Annotated in this window: 10 protein-coding genes, 1 tRNA gene and 1 pseudogene; 4 read left to right on the top strand and 8 right to left on the bottom strand. The window is 73.6% G+C overall.

Translation table 11 applies throughout. The annotated features are described in order from the left end of the window. The first annotated feature begins 95 nt into the window (after positions 1-95). A complete protein-coding gene (locus tag AB0435_RS26545) occupies positions 96-323 on the top strand; it encodes a hypothetical protein (protein ID WP_366005576.1) in 228 nt (75 codons plus the stop codon). 36 nt (positions 324-359) lie between these two features. Here the strand turns inward: AB0435_RS26545 and AB0435_RS26540 are convergent, their stop codons facing one another. The 6 genes from AB0435_RS26540 to AB0435_RS26515 form a co-directional block, all read right to left on the bottom strand. Continuing rightward, positions 360-2,774 (bottom strand): ComEC/Rec2 family competence protein, encoded by a 2,415-nt coding sequence (locus tag AB0435_RS26540; protein ID WP_366428118.1) that lies wholly within the window; start codon positions 2,772-2,774, stop codon positions 360-362. A gap of 230 nt (positions 2,775-3,004) precedes the next feature. Beyond that, entirely contained in the window at positions 3,005-3,853 is an 849-nt protein-coding gene (locus AB0435_RS26535; RefSeq protein WP_366005550.1) for a ComEA family DNA-binding protein, read from the bottom strand. 162 nt (positions 3,854-4,015) lie between these two features. Next, the gene (locus tag AB0435_RS26530) at positions 4,016-4,861 is read right to left on the bottom strand and encodes a DegV family protein (RefSeq protein ID WP_366005549.1); all 846 of its coding nucleotides are present in this window, start codon (positions 4,859-4,861) and stop codon (positions 4,016-4,018) included. 219 nt (positions 4,862-5,080) lie between these two features. Further along, on the bottom strand, positions 5,081-5,836 hold the full coding sequence (locus AB0435_RS26525) for a hypothetical protein (protein WP_366428117.1): 756 nt from the start codon (positions 5,834-5,836) through the stop codon (positions 5,081-5,083). Positions 5,837-6,025: 189 nt separating this feature from the next. Continuing rightward, positions 6,026-8,872: a leucine--tRNA ligase gene (gene leuS / locus AB0435_RS26520; RefSeq protein ID WP_366428116.1), complete on the bottom strand. Its 2,847-nt coding sequence runs from the start codon at positions 8,870-8,872 to the stop codon at positions 6,026-6,028. Positions 8,873-9,090: 218 nt separating this feature from the next. Then, on the bottom strand, positions 9,091-11,061 hold the full coding sequence (locus tag AB0435_RS26515; RefSeq protein ID WP_366428115.1) for a S53 family peptidase: 1,971 nt from the start codon (positions 11,059-11,061) through the stop codon (positions 9,091-9,093). A gap of 326 nt (positions 11,062-11,387) precedes the next feature. On the opposite strand from AB0435_RS26515, the gene AB0435_RS26510 reads away from it, so the two are divergent. Both AB0435_RS26510 and AB0435_RS26505 read left to right on the top strand, forming a co-directional pair. Then, a complete protein-coding gene (locus AB0435_RS26510; RefSeq protein WP_366428114.1) occupies positions 11,388-12,164 on the top strand; it encodes a hypothetical protein in 777 nt (258 codons plus the stop codon). After that, positions 12,161-13,684, top strand: coding sequence for an NADH-ubiquinone oxidoreductase-F iron-sulfur binding region domain-containing protein (locus AB0435_RS26505; protein WP_366428113.1), 1,524 nt, complete (start codon positions 12,161-12,163; stop codon positions 13,682-13,684). Before AB0435_RS26510 ends, AB0435_RS26505 begins: the two co-directional genes overlap by 4 nt. Before the next feature lie 73 nt (positions 13,685-13,757). On the opposite strand, the gene AB0435_RS26500 is transcribed toward AB0435_RS26505, so the two are convergent. Further along, positions 13,758-13,830 (bottom strand) — tRNA-Ala (locus AB0435_RS26500). 144 nt (positions 13,831-13,974) lie between these two features. Between AB0435_RS26500 and AB0435_RS26495 the strand changes: the two are divergent. Further along, positions 13,975-15,174: pseudogene (locus AB0435_RS26495) on the top strand (glycosyltransferase 87 family protein); the annotation flags it as partial. 25 nt (positions 15,175-15,199) lie between these two features. Here the strand turns inward: AB0435_RS26495 and phsA are convergent. After that, positions 15,200-16,993 (bottom strand): O-aminophenol oxidase PhsA, encoded by a 1,794-nt coding sequence (phsA, locus tag AB0435_RS26490; RefSeq protein WP_366428112.1) that lies wholly within the window; start codon positions 16,991-16,993, stop codon positions 15,200-15,202. Positions 16,994-17,186: the final 193 nt, after the last annotated feature.

The raw sequence follows: 17,186 nt of genomic DNA, 5'->3' as shown, positions 1-17,186 counted from the left end.
GGGTGAGCAGCGTTTCCCCTTCCTATCCGTCCCATCCGTCTTCTCCGTCCTCCTCGGCGTCGCCTGCCTTCGACGCGGCCGACCCCGTACGGCACCTGCTGGTGCTCCCCGACCGCGACGCCGCCGACGAGGCCGCGGACGAGGCGGTCCGGCGCTTCGGCCTGGGCGAGGAGCCCCAGGTGGTGCGCGAGGCCCTCGCGGGCGAGGACGACGCCGAGGACGCCCAGTGGCTGGTGGTCCTGGAGGACCCCCGCGGCGCCCTCGCCCCCGACGCCCTGCGCGAGCTCGCCGAGGAATACGAGGGCTGGCTCGAATCGGAGTGACGCGGGGGCCGCCCGTGCCGGCTCCTCCTCACTTCCTCACTTCGCCAGGACCGCCGTGGCATCCCCGGTCACCGCCACCGGCCCGTCCCTGTCCGTACGCACCACCGTCGCGCCCTGGGCCTGGAGAGCGTGGACCGTACGGGGCGACGGGTGCCCGTAGCGGTTGCCCGCGCCCACGGAGACGACCGCCAGCCGTGGCCGGAGCCTGCGTATCAGCTGGGGGTCCTGATGGGCCGAACCATGGTGGGCGACCTTGAGGACATCCACCGGGGGCAGGTCGGGCCAGGCTTCCGCCAGGGCCTGCTGGGCGGGCGGTTCGAGGTCGCCGGGCAACAGCAAGGTCAGCCCCGCGCTTTGGACCAGGAGGGTGACGCTCGCGTCGTTGGGCCCGTCCTCCGAGGCACCGGACGCCCCTGGCGGTGGCGGCCAGAGCACCTCCCAGGACAGCTTCCCCACGTGCCGCCGCTCCCCCGGCGCCGCCTCCACGACCGGGACCCGCGCCCGCTCCGCCTCCCTGCGCACGAACGCGGCCCGGCCCGGCGGCTGGGCGAACGTCGTCGTCTCGATCGCCCCGACCGTCCGGCCACGCAGCACGCCGGGCAGGCCGTCGACGTGATCCGCGTGGAAGTGCGTGAGCAGGAGAAGCGGTACGCGCTCCACGCCCAGGGCGCGCAGGCAGCGGTCGACGGCCCGGGGCTCGGGCCCGGCGTCCACCACCAGGGCGGTGCCCTCGCCCGCGGCCAGGACCAAGGCGTCGCCTTGCCCCACGTCGCACGCCGCGAACCGCCAGTCGGGCGGCGGCCAGCCGGTGACGACCCGGGTCAGGGGCACCGGGCGGACGACCGCGACGATCAGGAGCAGCGCGCAGGCCGCGCACACCCAGGGCCGGTGGAGTGTCCGGCGGGCGGCGAACACGGCGACCACGGTCACCACCGCCAGCAGCAGCCCGCCGGGCCAGCCGCCCGGCCAGCCGAGCTCCGCTCCGGGCAGGCTCGCTCCCGTACGGGCCACGGCCGCCGCCCAGGAGGCCGGCTGGCCGGCCAGCCACGCGAGCCCCTCGGCGAGGGGTGGGGCGACCGGCGCGGCCACCAGGGCGGCGAAGCCGAGGACAGTCGCGGGGGCGACCGCCAGCTCCGCCAGGAGATTGCACGGAACGGCCACCAGGCTCACCCGCGCCGCCATGACCACGATCACCGGCCCGCACACGGCCTGCGCCGCCGCGGCCGCGGCCAGGGCCTCCGCGACGCGGGGCGGGACGCCGCGCCGCCGCAGACCGTCGCCCCAGCGGGGAGCGAGGGTGAGCAGGGCGCCGGTGGCCAGGACCGACAGCAGGAAGCCATAACTCAGGGCCAGCCATGGGTCCCAGAGCAGGAGCAGCAGCACGGAAGCCGCGAGCGCGGGCAGCAGGCTGCGGCGCCTGCCCGTGCCGATGGCCAGCAGCGTGATCAGTCCGCATCCGGCCGCACGCAGCACGCTCGGCTCCGGGCGGCACACGGCCACGAACCCCAGTGCCAGCACCGCGCCCAGCACCGCCGTGAGCCGCAGCGGCAGCCCCAACCGGGCGGCCAGTCCCCGTCTTTCGGCCCGCGTGGCGAGGTGCGGCGGGCCGATGAGCACGGCGATCAGGATCGCCAGGTTGCTCCCGGAAACGGCCAGCAGGTGCGTCAGATCCGTGGCCCGGAAGGCGTCTTCGAGGTCGGGCGGGATGCGCGACGTATCGCCCACCACCAGCCCCGGAAGGAGCGCTCGGGCATCCGGCGCAAGCCCCTCCGTGGCGTCACGGAGGCCCGCCCGGAGCCCGGCGGCCGCCCGCTGGAGCGCGTTCGGCTGCTCGACGATGTGGGGTGGATCCTGCCCGCCGACACGTAAGACCGCGGCGATCTTGTCGCCCTGCCGGGCGGGCGGGGCGAGGCGCCCGGTGACCCGGACCTCGGTGGAGGGCAGCAGCCCGAGCCAGGACGGGTGGGCGATCAGCAGGACGGGCGTGCGGACGGTCGTCTCATGGCCCGGGGTGACCAGGCGGGTCGCTTCGCCTTCCACCACGACGGTGGGGGCCTCCGATGTCTGGGGACGGGAGTGAGCGGCACGCGGGTCGTCGGTGACCGTGACGTCGAGGGTCGCTTCGGCGTAGTGAGCGGCGAGATCGGGGACGGGGCCCGCGTGCGCTTCGGCCGTGGCCAGGGCGGCTGTTGTGGCTGCGGCGGTGGCGCAGAGCAGCATCGCCGCGACGGCGGAGGCGGTGGCTTTTGCCGTGACTCCGGGCGAGGGGAGGACAGCGGGATCCTCCCCGGGGTCAGGTCCTGGGTCAAGTCTCGCATGCGCGTCCTTTCGTCTGAGGACCAACAACACCACGCACGCCACCGCCGCGCCCACCGCTGCGGCCACCGCGACCGTCGTTCCGTCCGTGACCACGGCCAGGACAGCGGCCGCCCACGCGGCCACGGCGGGCATCACCAGACGCAGGTCGGGCGGAGGGGCGTCGGGATGGGGGTTGGGATGGGGGTTGTCGGGCGGAGGGGGGTCAGGCGGGCGGGCGTGGGGGCGGTGGGTGTCAGGTGGGCGGGCATGGAGCGGGCTGACGTCAGGCGAGTCGGCACCAGGCCGGAAGGCATCAGTTGGGTGAGAATCGAGCGGGCCAGCGTCGTATCGGAGCGTGTCAGGCGGGTCGGTGTCGGGCGGGGTCACGGTTGGACCAGGGGGCGGAGGTCGGTGAAGCGGCGGGCGCCGATGCCGTTGACGTGGCGGAGTTCGTCCACGGAGCGGAAACCGCCGTGCTCGGTGCGGTAGTCGACGATGTGCTGGGCGAGGACCGGACCGACGCCCGGCAGGGCGTCGAGCTGTTCGGCCGTCGCGGAGTTGAGGCTGACGGGGCCGGCCGGCCTGCCGCCCGCCGAGGCGCCGGGTGCCGGTGCGCCCGCCGGCACCGGCGGCGCGCCGACGACGATCTGTTCGCCGTCCATGAGCACCCGGGCCCGGTTGAGCCCCGTGGTGTCCGTGCCCGGTCGCGCGCCTCCGGCGGCGTCGAGCGCGTCGACCACCCTCGATCCGGACGGCAGACGCTGGATGCCGGGCCGCAGCACCTTGCCCGTCACGTCCACCACCACGCTGCCGCCGCCGCGGTTCGCGGGGCTCGCGCGGTCGGCCGAGGGCGGCAGCGTCGGGCCCGCGGCCACCACGGCCGGTGTCTCCCGGTCCGGCGGACGCACGGTTCGCGGGCGGCCCGCCCAGAAGTGGTACGCGGCGAACACGCACGCCGCGACCAGCACGACCGCGAGCGCGGCCAGCGTCTTCGGCTCGATCCCGCAGCGGAGTCGCACCCACATCGGGAGTCGGTCCACCACGGCCGCCCGCCAACCACCGTGCGCGCGAGGCACTTTGGGCACGCCCTCGGCCGGTGGATCGGGGCTGCCGCGCCCGGCCCGCCGCTCCGGGAAGAGCGTCGCCGCCCGCTCCCCGGGCGAGCGATCGGCTCGGGGCTCGGCGCCCGAGTGCGGTGGATCAAGTGTCAGGGCGTTCCGGCGATCAGTCATGCCACGACGGTAGGCGCGTTTCCCCGATCCCGCCGATGCCGCCCAAATTCCGTGGATAACCGGCTAGTTGTGGATAACTCCGTCACCCGAACGAAGGGTTCCACCCCCCGAGAAGCCGCGCGGGATCGCCCCCGCCCCGGCCCTGGGACCGCAGGCCACTCCTCAGCGCGGCGCCACCACCACGCCCAGCAGCCCCGGCCCCGTGTGGGCCCCGATCACCGCGCCCACCTCGCTGACGTGCAGGTCGAGCAGCCCCGGCACCCGCTCCCGCAGGCGGTCCGCGAGGAGCGTCGCCCGGTCGGGCGCGGCGAGGTGGTGGACGGCGATGTCGACGGGCGCGGCGCCGGCCCGTTCCACGGCGATCTCTTCAAGGCGGGCGATGGCCTTGGAGGCCGTACGGACCTTCTCCCGCAGCTCGATCCGGCCGCCGTCGAGCTGGAGCAGGGGCTTGACCGCGAGCGCCGACCCCAGCAGCGCCTGGGCCGCGCCGATCCGGCCGCCGCGGCGGAGGTAGTCGAGGGTGTCGACGTAGAAGTACGCCACCGTGCCCTGCGCGCGCTTCTCGGCGGCGGCGACGGCCTCGTCGAGCGTGCCGCCCGCCTCCGCGGTCTCCGCCGCGGCCAGTGCGCAGAAGCCGAGTGCCATGGCGACCATGCCGGTGTCCACGACCCGCACGGGCACCGGGGCGTCCGCCGCCGCGAGGACCGCCGCGTCGTACGTACCCGAGAACTCGGCGGACAGGTGGAGGGAGATGATGCTCTCCGCGCCCGACTCGGCAGCCGCGCGGTAGGCGGCCGCGAAGACCTCGGGGCCGGGCCGGGAGGTGGTCACCGGCCTGCGCTTCTGGAGCGCCTGGGCGACCGAGCGCGCGGAGATCTCGGTGCCTTCCTCGAGTGCCTCGTCGCCCAGGACGACCGTGAGCGGTACGGCGGTGATGTCGTGCCGCTCCATCGCCCGCTGTGGCAGATAGGCCGTGGAATCGGTGACGACAGCGACATGGCGGGACATGTTCCGGAGGTTACCCGCCAGGCCGCTTCCACGGCAGGGCGGACCCCGTACGCGTGATCGTTCCGCCGGAAGACCGGACAGCGGGCCGTGCGGTCGGGTAGTGCTGTGCGTTCGGGTAGTGCTGTGCGTTCGGGTAGTGCTGTGCGTTCGGGTAGTGCTGTGGGTCGGGTGGAGCCGCGCGGTCAGGTGGGGGCCGTACGGTCGGGTCGACCCGCGTGGTCAGGTGGTGCTCTCCGGGCGCTGGCTCTTCTGCCAGGAGTAGCCGGGCTGCTGCCAGGTCTTGCGCCCCGTGATCGCGGACCGCTCGGGCCGCTCCCCGCTGGCCGCGCGGCCGGTGGCCCCCGGCGCCTCTCCGGCAGGTGTCCCCGTGCCCGATGACCCCGACGCGGCCGCCGGGCCCGAGGAGGATCCGGCAGGCTCCCGCGGCTCTTCCGTCATCCAGTGCCGCAGCGCGCCCGCCTCCATCTGGATCTGGCCGCTCAGCGTCTCCAGGTCGTCCTCGGCGAACCGGCGGGCCCGGTCCTGTGCCGCCCAGCGGAGGGAGTCCGCGGAGCCCTTGACGCGCTCGGTGCGCTCGCGCAGCTCGGGCAGGCAGGCGGCGATCCTGGCCCTGTCGGGCTCGCTCTCCAGCCGCTTGAGGTCGTCGTCGAGCTCGTGGCCGTGCGCGCTGAGCCGCTCGAACAGGGCCTGTGCCTCGGACAGCGACGCGTCCTCGGCGGCGGCGAGCCGCAGCGCCTCCTGGGTGGCGCGCATCGACGTCCGCAGGGAGAGCCGCAGCTGCGCGACCTCGCCGGCCGCGCCGGGCTGGGCGTACTGCCTGGCCTTCAGGCGGGTGTCCTCGACCGTCCGGCGAGCCTGGGTGACCGTGCGGTCGACCCCGCGCTTGACCGCGCGCACGGTCTTGACCGTGGCGATCACCCCGAGCGTGACGAGGACCGCGAAGATCAGCGCGACGACCACGGCCACGGCTTCCATGAACGCTCCTCAGCGAGCTCGGTCGGGTCGGCCCCACGGGAGTCCACGGGGCTGGGGATCACGGCGCGCGCCGCGGATCCGGGGACCCGCGCCACCCCTCCACCGTAAACGGAAAGGGCAGGCCGGGGGTTCCGATCGAACCCCCAACCTGCCCGTAGGGAGAAACCCCGAAGGCCTCTCTCGCGCCCGTTACGCCGGGACGATGTTCACCAGCTTCGGCGCCCGCACGATGACCTTGCGGATGCCCGCGCCGCCCAGGGCGGCGACGACGGCCGGGTCGGCCAGGGCGGCCTGCTCCAGCTCCTCGTCGGAGATCGACGGGGCGACCTCCAGGCGGGCCTTGACCTTGCCCTTGATCTGGACGACGCAGGTCACGGCCTCGTCGATCAGGTACGCCGGGTCGGCCACGGGGAAGTCCGCGTGGACGACCGAGCCGGTGCGGCCCAGCTTGCGCCACAGCTCCTCGGCGATGTGCGGGGCCAGCGGGGCGGCCAGCAGCACCATCTGCTCGGCGACCGCCCGCGGGACCTCGCTCAGCTTGGTCACGAAGTTGTTCAGCTCGGTGACCTTGGCGATGGCGGTGTTGAAGCGCAGGTTCGCCATGTCCTGGGTGACGCCGTCGATGGCCTTGTGCAGGGCCCGCAGCGTGGCCTCGTCGGGCTCGGCGGAGACCACGGTGACCTCGCCGGTGGCCTCGTCCACCACGTTGCGCCACAGGCGCTGGAGCAGGCGGTACTGGCCGACGACGGCGCGCGTGTCCCAGGGGCGGGAGACGTCCAGGGGGCCCATCGCCATCTCGTACAGGCGCAGGGTGTCCGCGCCGTACTCGGCGCAGATCTCGTCCGGCGTGACGGCGTTCTTCAGGGACTTGCCCATCTTGCCGAGCAGCCGGCCGACCTTCTCGCCCTGGTAGTAGAACCCGCCGTCGCGCTCCTCCACCTCGGCGGCCGGTACGGCGATGCCCCGGCTGTCGCGGTAGACGTACGCCTGGATCATGCCCTGGTTGTAGAGCTTGTGGAACGGCTCGTTCGAGGAGATGTGCCCCAGGTCGAAGAGGACCTTGGACCAGAAGCGGGCGTACAGCAGGTGCAGCACGGCGTGCTCGGCGCCGCCGACGTACAGGTCGACGCCGCCGTGCGGCTGGCCCTCGCGCGGGCCCATCCAGTAGCGCTCGGCGTCGGCGGAGACCAGGCGCTCGCTGTTGTGCGGGTCCAGGTAGCGCAGCTCGTACCAGCAGGAACCGGCCCAGTTGGGCATGGTGTTGGTCTCGCGGCGGTAGCGCTTGGGGCCGTCACCGAGGTCCAGGGTGACGTTGACCCACTCCTCGTTCCGGGACAGCGGGGTCTCCGGGGAGGTGTCGGCGTCGTCCGGCTCGAAGGTGCGCGGGGAGTAGTCCTCGACCTCCGGCAGCTCCAGCGGCAGCATCGACTCGGGCAGCGAGTGGGCGACGCCCTGCTCGTCGTAGACGATCGGGAAGGGCTCGCCCCAGTACCGCTGGCGGCTGAACAGCCAGTCGCGCAGGCGGAAGTTGACGGTGCCCTCGCCGATGCCCTGCTCGGTCACCCAGGCGATGGCGGTGCGCTTGGCCTCGTCGACGGCCATGCCGTTGAGGTCCAGCTTGTCGTTGGCGGAGTTGATGGCCGGGCCCTGGCCGGTGTACGCCTCGCCCTCCCAGCCCTCGGGCGGCTGAACCGTCCGCACGACCGGCAGCTCGAAGGCGGTCGCGAACTCCCAGTCGCGCTCGTCCTGGCCGGGCACGGCCATGATCGCGCCGGTGCCGTAGCCCATGAGGACGTAGTCGGCGACGAAGACCGGGACGGGCTCGCCGGTCAGCGGGTTGCGGGCGTACGCGCCGGTGAAGACGCCGGTCTTGTCCTTGCCCTCGGTCTGGCGCTCCACGTCGGTCTTGGACTGCGCCTGCTTGCGGTACGCGGCGATGGCGTCGGCCGGGGTGCGGGCGCCGCCGGTCCACGCGTCCTTGGTGCCCTCGGGCCACTCGGCCGGGACGACGGCGTCGACCAGGTCGTGCTCGGGGGCCAGCACCATGTAGGTGGCGCCGAAGAGGGTGTCCGGGCGGGTGGTGAAGACGGTGATCTTCTCGTCGTGGCCCACGACCTCGAAGGCGACGCGGGCGCCCTCGCTGCGGCCGATCCAGTTGCGCTGCTGCAGCTTGATGGCCTCGGGCCAGTCCAGCGCCTCCAGGTCGTCGATCAGGCGGTCCGCGTAGGCGGTGATCCGCATGTTCCACTGGCGCAGCTTGGACTTGAAGACGGGGAAGTTGCCGCGCTCGGAGCGGCCGTCGGCGGTGACCTCCTCGTTGGCCAGGACGGTGCCCAGGCCGGGGCACCAGTTGACGGGCGCGTCGGAGGCGTACGCCAGGCGGTACTCACCCAGCACGTCGGCGCGCTCGCCGGCCGTCAGCTCGCTCCACGCGCGCGTGCCCGGAGCCTGGCGCTCGCCGCGCTCGAACTGCTCGACCAGCTCCGCGATCGGGCGCGCCTTCCCCGCCTCCGGGTCGTACCAGGAGTTGAAGATCTGCAGGAAGATCCACTGGGTCCACTTGTAGTACTCCGGGTCGATCGTCGCGAACGACCGGCGCTTGTCGTGGCCCAGGCCCAGCCGGCGCAGCTGCGCCTTCATGTTCTCCATGTTGGCCTCGGTGGAGACCCGCGGGTGGGTGCCGGTCTGCACGGCGTACTGCTCGGCGGGCAGGCCGAAGGCGTCGAAGCCGAGGGTGTGCAGGACGTTGTGGCCCGTCATGCGGTGGTAGCGCGCGTAGACGTCGGTCGCGATGTAGCCCAGCGGGTGGCCGACGTGCAGGCCCGCACCCGAGGGGTACGGGAACATGTCCATGATGAACTTCTTGGGCCGGGCGACGACCTCGGGGTCGCCCGCCAGGTCACCGTCCGGGTTGGGGGCGTCGTAGGTGCCGTCCGCGTCCCAGAAGTCCTGCCAGCGTGCCTCGATGTCAGCGGCCAGCGCGGCCGTGTAGCGGTGCGGGGCAGCCACCTCGGCGGCGGTGTTGGTCTCGCTCATCGTCCTCAAAGCTCCATCGATCGTCGTCTCTACCTGCGGCACCTGCGGAAATGAAAAATCCCCTCGCACAGGAGGGGACGCCGCGCCGATGCCGACCGGTCTACCGGTCGGTACTGATCAGCGCGGCCCGCTAAGCAGAAGGCGTACGGCACGCATGGGGTCAGGTTACCGCAGGGGCCGAAGGGCCCGCACCGAGTATCCGGCGCGGGCCCGGCCGGTCAGCGGCGGTGACCCGGCACGTACGAGGTCACGTAGTTGTCGGCCGGCGTGCCGACGCCCGTGACGTTGTCGTAGCCGACGGTCGCCGACAGCGAGGTGTCGCCGCCCAGGCTGCGCAGGGAGGTCACCACGCCGCCCTTGGCGTCGACGCTGTTGACGTAGTCGGAGCGCACGACGGCCAGACCCTGGCCCGCGCCCAGCGGGTGGTCGGTGACGTCGTGGTAGGCGGAGGTGCCGTACCGGTCGTAGATGCCCGGGTTGGCGAAGCCGATCGGCACTCCGTGGCGGGCCTGCTGGGCCAGCGCCTGGACGCCCGCGATCACGGGGGCGGCGAGCGAGGTGCCGCCGATGCGGTACTCGCTGTACTTCTGCGAGCCGTCGGGGAACGTCTGCGTCTGGCCGACGAGGAAGCCGGTGCTGGAGTCGGCGACGGCCGCGATGTCGGGCTCGACGCGCATCGGGGTGGAGCCGTTCACCTTGGACAGCGCGTCGGGGACGACGCCGCGCTGGTAGAAGGGCTGCTGGACGAGCTTGCTGGTGCCGCCGCCGGCGCCGCCGGTGAAGGTGCCGGGGAAGCCCTCCCAGGTGTTGCCGTCCTTCGACAGCACGGCCTTGTGGGTGCCCCAGCCGGTCTCCCACAGGTACTTGTCGCCCTTGCCGACGGCGAGCGAGGTGCCGCCGACGGAGGTGACCCACTGGGAGTTCGACGGGGTGTCGACCATCTTCGTGCCGTGCTTGACGGTGTTGTCGCCGTCGTCACCGGAGGAGAAGTAGAAGCCGATGCCCTCGACGGCGCCGGTCTGGAAGACCTGGTCGTATGCCGCGGCCACGTCGGGGGTCTCGTTGGCCTCGACGTCGCCCCAGGAGTTGGAGACGATGTCCGCGAGGCGCCCGTCGACGACCTTGTGCAGGGAGTCGATCAGGTCGTCGTCCTGGCAGGAGGCGCCGGCGACGTAGACGATGTCGGAGTCCGGGGCGACCGCGTGCACGGCCTCGATGTCGAGGGTCTCCTCGCCGTACCAGCCGGCCGCGTCGCAGCCGCCGTCACCGGTGCCGGTGTGCGTGAAGTCGGCGGGCATCACCTGGGTGAACTGGCCCTTGCGGTAGGCCTTGTCGCCGTTGCGCTTGGCGTACTCGGCGGCGTCCTTGGCGATGGTCGGCGAGGCGTACGCGTCGGTGATGGCGACGGTGACGTTCTTGCCGGTGTAGTTCTTCGCGCCGTAGACGGACCGCAGCTGCTTGCCGGTGTAGCCCTTGATGGCGTACGGGGCGTGCGAGCCGTAGGCCGACGGGAGGCTGTCGTTCGTCTTCGAGCCGTAGTACGACGAGAAGGGCCCGGCGTTGACGAACGCGGCGCTCGGCGGGGGCAGGGTCTCGTCGTGCCGGGCGAGGCGCGGGGCGTTGTTCAGGCCCACGACGGTGAGGACGGCGCCGTCCATCGAGGCGGGGACGGAGGCGTTGCTGGCCGGCGCGTGGTAGGTGCGGCCGTCCTTGGTGTAGTTGTGCAGCTCCGTGCCGAAGGCCTTCTTGGCCGCGGCGGCGTCACCGGTGACGGTGACGTAGTGCTTGTTGGTGCCGGTCACCTTCAGGCCCGAGGCGGTCAGCCAGCCGGTGACCTTGGCTATCTGGGCCTTGGTGGCGCCGAACCGTTCCTGCGCCTGCTTGGCGGTCAGGTACTTGCCGTACGAGGGCGACTTCGGGTCGGAGACCGCGCGGGCGTAGTCGGCGAGGCCCTTGGCGTCCTGGCCGGCCAGGTAGACCCGGGCGGTGACCTTGTTGGAGTCGGCGACGGTGCCGCGGTCGGCCGACGGCGTGGCCCACAGTGGCTTCGTCCCCTGGAGCGACTGCCGGCCGTGCGGGCCGGAGTCGGCCTGGGCGGTGGGAACACCGAGCGCGAGCGCCCCGGCGACCAGCGGCAGCGATGCCACCAAGGCCAGTCCGGCGCGTCCTCTGGAGCGGGTAGATCTCATGGAACCCCCTGGATGCGAATGGTCGTGTAAGGCCGCCCGCGCTGACATGGCACGGACACGCACATACGTCGCGTCACTCTTTCGATGAACTGTTCATCCGGGGGACATGAGTTCGCCAAGATGCGGCCAAGGAAGAGTCAGAAGTCAGTCAGGGGGGCGCAAGTAAACCCACGAGTCGGTCGACATTCCGACGGGGCTGCGACGGTGGGCGGCATGTGTGCGAAGTGCCGCCGAACGAACAGACGTTAGCAGTGGTACGGGCCGCCGCACCGGGGTTGTGCCAAGCGGACCCACCGCCCCCGCCGGCCTGCCTAGCGTGCTGCCGCATGAACCGCTTCCTCGACCACACCGGTGGCGTCCTCACCCTGGTCTCGCTCACCGCGACCGTCGCGTGGGGGCTCATCGCCACCGACCGGCTGCTGCTCACCCCGCGCGCCCGGCTGCTCTCACAGGCCGTCCACCGGGCGACCGCCGCCGGCGCGCTCGGCTTCCTCCTGGTGCACGTCTGCGTCAAGGTCGCGGAGGCCCACGCGTCGCCCCGTGCCGCCCTGGTGCCGTTCTCCTCCGGCGTGCTGGGCGCGGGCGGCCTGCTCGGGCTGGGCACCCTCGCGGCGTATCTGATGGTGCTCGCCGGAGCGACCGGAGCCCTGCGGAGCGCCTTCGCGGGCAAGGGGCGCGCCCGGCGCTGGCGCGCGCTGCACGCCTGCGCGTACCCGGCGTGGTGCGCCGCCGTGCTGCACGGCCTCAAATCCGGCCGCGCACCGGCGGGTTGGGTGGCGGCGGGTTACGGGCTGTGCCTCGTCGCGGTGGCGGCGGCACTGGCCCTCCGGCTCGTACGCGCCCGCCGCGCACACACCGCCGGATCGGAACCCCCGGCGTCCGCGGCGCCCTCGCCCGGCAGGCACACGATGGCGGCGGTCCCGGTTCGTACAGTCGCTTCGCACCGGGCCCGCGCCCGCGTCCCCGGCCCGCGCACCGCCGTTGCCCACGCGCCCGGCGCGCACGCCCTCGCCGGGCGCGCTCCCGCCGCCCTCACCGCCGAGGCCGCACCGGAGGCCCTGACCGACAGCAGCGCGCACCGCGGTCCGGGGCAGGCCCGATGAGCGGCCCGCTTCCCGACGTGCCCGACGTGCTCGCGCTCGGGCTGCCGCGGCTGACGGCCGGATTCGACACGGCCCTGCGGCTCGACCGCAGGGCCCACCTCGCCGTGCACGGTTCGGCGCCCCGGCTCACGGAGGCTCAAGCCTCCGAGCTGGCCGAGACCGTCACACTGCGCGGCCGGGGCGGCGCGGGCTTCCCCTTCGCACGGAAACTGCGGGCCGTGGGCCGGGCGGCGCGGCGGCGGGGGCTGCGTCCGGCGGTGGTGGTCAACGGGTGCGAGGGCGAGCCCGCCTGCCGCAAGGACGCCGTCCTGCTCGCGCGCTCCCCGCACCTGGTGCTCGACGGCGCCCTGCTCGCCGCCGAGGCGCTCGGGGCGGGCACGCTCGTCGTCGGCGTGACCCGGGCGGCCACCGAGGAGTCCGTACGCGGGGCGCTGGCCGAGCGCGGGCTCGCCGACCGGCGTGGCCGGGCCGTGCGCGCCCGGGTGGTGCGCCTCCCCGAGCGGCTGGTCTCCGGCGAGTCCTCCGCCCTGCTGCGGGCCGCCGACGGTGGGCTCCCGCTGCCGCCCGGCCGCCACGCCCGCGCCGCCGAGGAGGGGCTCGGCGGTGCGCCGACGCTGCTGTCCAACACCGAGACGTACGCCCAACTCGCCGTCGCCGCACGCCTGGGCGCCGACCGCTACGCCTCGACGGGCACGGCGGACGCGCCCGGCACGCTGCTGCTCACGGTGTCCGGCGCGGTGCCCGAGCCCCGGGTCGTCGAGGTGCCGAGCGGCGTGCCGCTGGCGTACGCGCTGCGGGCCTGCGGCGCCGACCCGGTGCTCCAGGGGGTGCTGACCGGCGGCTACCACGGCGCGTGGCTGGACGCGACGACCGCGTACGGCGCCACGGTCTCCCACGCCTCCCTCGCGGCCTGCGGCGGGGCGCTGGGCGCGGGCGCGGTGGTGCCGCTGCCCATGGGCACCTGCCCGCTGGGCGAGACCCTCCGGGTGGCGCACTGGCTGGCCGCCGAGTCGGCGGGGCAGTGCGGGCCGTGCCGGCTCGGGCTGCCGTCGGTGGCCGGGGCGCTGGCGGACGTGCTGGCCGGGGGCGGGCGGGGCGCCCTGGAGGCCGTGCGGGAGGCCGCCGGAGGGGTGCGCGGGCGCGGCGCCTGCGGGCATCCGGACGGGGCCGCGCGCTTCACGCTGAGCGCGCTGTCCGCGTTCACCGACGACCTGGCCGCGCACGTGCTGGGCGGTGGCTGCGGCCGCGGCGCGGCCGGGGTGCTGCCGCTCCCCCTGCCCGCCGGGGCGAGTGCCGCGAACCCGGAGAGCGCCGAGCGGCTCGCGGTGGACTGGACGCTGTGCGAAGGACACGGGCTGTGTGCCAGCCTGCTGCCCGAACTCGTACGGCTCGGCCCGGACGGCTATCCGGCGCTCGCGGACACCGGGGTGCCGACGCACCTGCGCGGCCGCGCGCTGCGGGCGGTACGCCGCTGCCCGGCGCTGGCACTGCATCTCGACAAGGGAGCCGACGGGGTCTGACAGCGTGCGTAAAGCCGTGCGCAAACAAAAGAAGAGCGGGCCGTCCGTTTCCGGACGACCCGCTCACTCACTGTGGAGCTAAGGAGAATTGAACTCCTGACCTCCTGCATGCCATGCAGGCGCTCTACCAACTGAGCTATAGCCCCTTGTTCTGTTTTCCGCCCGGTTTCCCTGGCGACACGGATTACATTACACGGACCTCCCCCCCATCTGCCAAATCGCTTGCCCGGCAGCGCTTGGAACGGCCGTGAACGGGGTAGCGTCGGCCTCCTGTGCCCTATTTGTCGCTTATGGACCCGGAGTCGCGCCCCGTGACAGCCCGCCGTGCCGCATCGATCGCCGCATCGGTGTGCCTGGCGTCCTTCGTCTGCTTCTGGCTCGCCCAGCGCGCGGCCCACGTCTCGATGATCGACCTGTTCGTCTACCGCGCCGAGGGCTGGACCGTGCGCACCGGCGGCGACCTCTACGCGATGCGGGCCACCCACGCGCACCTGCCCACCACCTACCCGCCCTTCGCGGCGTTGCTGTTCACCCCGCTGACCCTGCTCGCCACCGCCCCGCTGCGCGCCCTGGCCACCACCGTCAACCTCGCGCTGCTGCTCGCTCTCGCCCATCTGTCGCTACGGCTGACCGGACAGCCACCTCGCGCCGCCGTGACGCTCGTCGCGGCAGCGCTGTGCGTCTGGTGCGAACCGGTGTGGACGACCCTGCGCTACGGACAGGTCAACCTCCTTCTCGCCGTCCTGGTGCTGTGGGACCTGACCCGGGCCGCCGGGCGGGGCGGTCGCTGGGCGGGCGTGGGCATCGGCCTCGCGGCGGGCATCAAGCTCACCCCGGCGCTGTTCGCCGTCTTCCTGGCCGCCACCGGGCTCACCCGGCGCCCCGGGAGCGAATTGCGGCAGGCCGCCGTCGCCTGCGCCGCCTTCACCGGAACGGCGGCCGTGGGCGCGCTCGCCCTGCCGTACGACTCCTGGCGCTACTGGACCGACATGCTGTTCGCGGCCGACCGCGTCGGGCACGCCGAGGACGCCGCCGACCAGTCGCTGCGCGGCGTCCTGGCCCGGCTCCTGCACACCGGCGACCCCGGGCCCTGGTGGGCCGCCACGGCGGCCGTGGTGGCCGCGCTCGGCCTCGCCGTCGCGGTCCGGGCGCGGCTCGGGCCGGAGCCCACCGCGCACGCCTGGGGCGTGCTCTGCTGCGCGGCGACGGCCCTGCTCGTCAGCCCCGTCTCCTGGTCGCACCACTGGGTGTGGTGCGTACCCATGGTGCTGCTGCTCGCCTCGGAGGCCGCCGCGGCCACCGGCCGCCGCCGCGCCGCCTGGTGGGCGGCGACCGCGACGGCCGGAGCGCTCTTCTGCTCGTACGCGCTGTGGCGAGTGCCCCACGCCTCACAGGCGCGGCTCGAACTCCACCAGAACGGCGGCCAGATGCTGCTCTCGGCCGGCTATCCGGCGGCCGGAGCGGCCTTCCTGCTGCTGGCCGCCGCCAGGACACCGCGCCCCGGGCCGCACGGGCTCAGTGACCGCCGTGCCGACCGGCGTCGCCCCCGTGGTGGAACGCCATTACCTCGTCCGGCATCACCACGAAGGGACGCATCATCCCCATGTCCTCGTGCTCCAGCAGGTGGCAGTGGTACATGAAGCGGCCCTTCGCGCCGTGGAAGCGGCCGATCACATTGACCATCTGTCCGGCGGGCACCTGGATCACGTCCTTCCAGCCCGCGTCGCCGTCCGAAACCGGCGCCTGCCCGGTGCGCTCCAGCGGGGTGCGGGTGCCGCCCAGCGCCTGGTCGAAACCGGCGCCCGCGGGTGAGGGGTAGAGGTCGCGGCCGAGCACCTGAAAGTCGATCAGGTGGATGTGCATCGGGTGCGTGGGGCCGCCGAGGTTGAGGAAGCTCCACTGCTCCCAGGCGTCGTGCGCGACCATGAAGCCGAGCGCGTCGTCGAAGGCGCGGGCGCCCCTGAGGTACGTACGGACCGTGCCGTCCGCCGCCTTGACCTGGATCACGCCCTCACCGGGGATCCGCACCTGGCCGGGATCGACCTGGTGCATCTCCCACAGCTGGGGGTGGCCGTCGCCCGCGGTGCCCGGCGGGGTGATGGCGATCAGCCGGTGGCCGTGCTCCGGCGCGGTCTCATGGGTGATGCGGCGGAAGGAGCTGGAGATGACCTCCGGCAGCACGAACGACTCGCGCACCGGATCCTCTCCGACCCGGAACTGCATCACCTGTGGATAGCGCACTCCTGGCGCCGAGTTGACCAGCCGCAGTCGGCGCCCGCGCAGCCGGCCGAAGTCGACGAGGAGGTCCATCCGCTCGGCGGGCGCCACGGACAGCGGGCCGTCCAGCGGCACCGGGCGCGGCAGCAGCCCGCCGTCCGTGCCGATCTGCCAGGCGGCGCCGCGCACCGGCTCGCCGGTGTCCTCGTCGACCAGACGGAGCTGGAAGATCCGCGCGTTGGCGGCGTTGAGCAGCCGGAAGCGGTACCACCGCGCCTCGACGTCCAGGTGCGGCCAGATGACGCCGTTGACGAGCGTGTACGGGCCGCTGAACGGCTTGGTGACGTTCTTGCCCTGCGCGTCCTGGCCGACGATCTCGGTCTTGTGCAGGAGCCGCCCGGTGAGCCGCCCGTCGTCGTCCTGGTCGAGGTTGCGGTCCTGGACGATCAGCGGGATCTCGTGCTCGCCGTGCGGGAGACGGAGGGCGTCCTCCTCCTCGTCCCGGACGAGGTACATCCCGGCGAGGCCGGTGAAGACGTTCCACCGGGTGATGTCCATGGCGTGGTCGTGGTACCACCAGGCCACCGCGCGGTGGTCGTTGGGGTATTCGGACAGCTGGCTGTCACCGGGCGAGACGGCGTTCTCCGTCCAGCCGTCGTTGCCGCCCCCGGTGGGGGCGCCGTGCAGGTGCGTCACCGTCCACGGCGGCAGCGCGGCGACCTCCGGGAGCGGCGTGGCCCCGCCGCGGCCCGGCACGTCGCTCGGCGGCGGCGAGCCCGGCACGGGCGCGGCCTCGACGGCCGTCACCGGATAGTCACCGCTGATGCGGTTGGTCCAGACGACCCGCAGCCGGTGGCCCCGGCGGACCTCGACGGTCGGCCCCGGGAAGTGGCCCTCGTACGTCCACACCCGGGTGGGCGGCAGCTGCGAGTGCAGCCGGACCCAGGTGGCGGTCAGTTCGACCTCGATGCCCTCCAGCGCCTCCGTGCGGCCGGGCCGCAACACCGGCGGTACGCGCAGGCGGTCCAGGAAGGGCGTGAGTTCGGCGGCGGCTTCCTGCTTCGCCGCAGGGTCGATCGCTGTTTCGGTCACGTGGTGACCTCCGTCGGCTTCCCCCGTGCCGCCGGCCGTTTCCGGCGGCAGCTCTCAACCCCCAGGACGCGCCCGCGTACGAGGGGGTTGCCCGAAGTGGCTTCGAACCGAAGTAGCCCTTCGCCGTCAGCGCGAGCAGCAGCACCGTCCCCGCGTAGACGAGGAGCGGCAGCGGCTGGCGCTGCCGCACGCC

It is taken from the genome of Streptomyces sp. NPDC051173, assembly GCF_040689515.1.
Classification (GTDB): Bacteria; Actinomycetota; Actinomycetes; order Streptomycetales; family Streptomycetaceae; genus Streptomyces.
The sequence above is the reverse complement of the archived record's forward strand: the minus strand, read 5'-3'. Positions and strand labels throughout refer to the sequence as shown.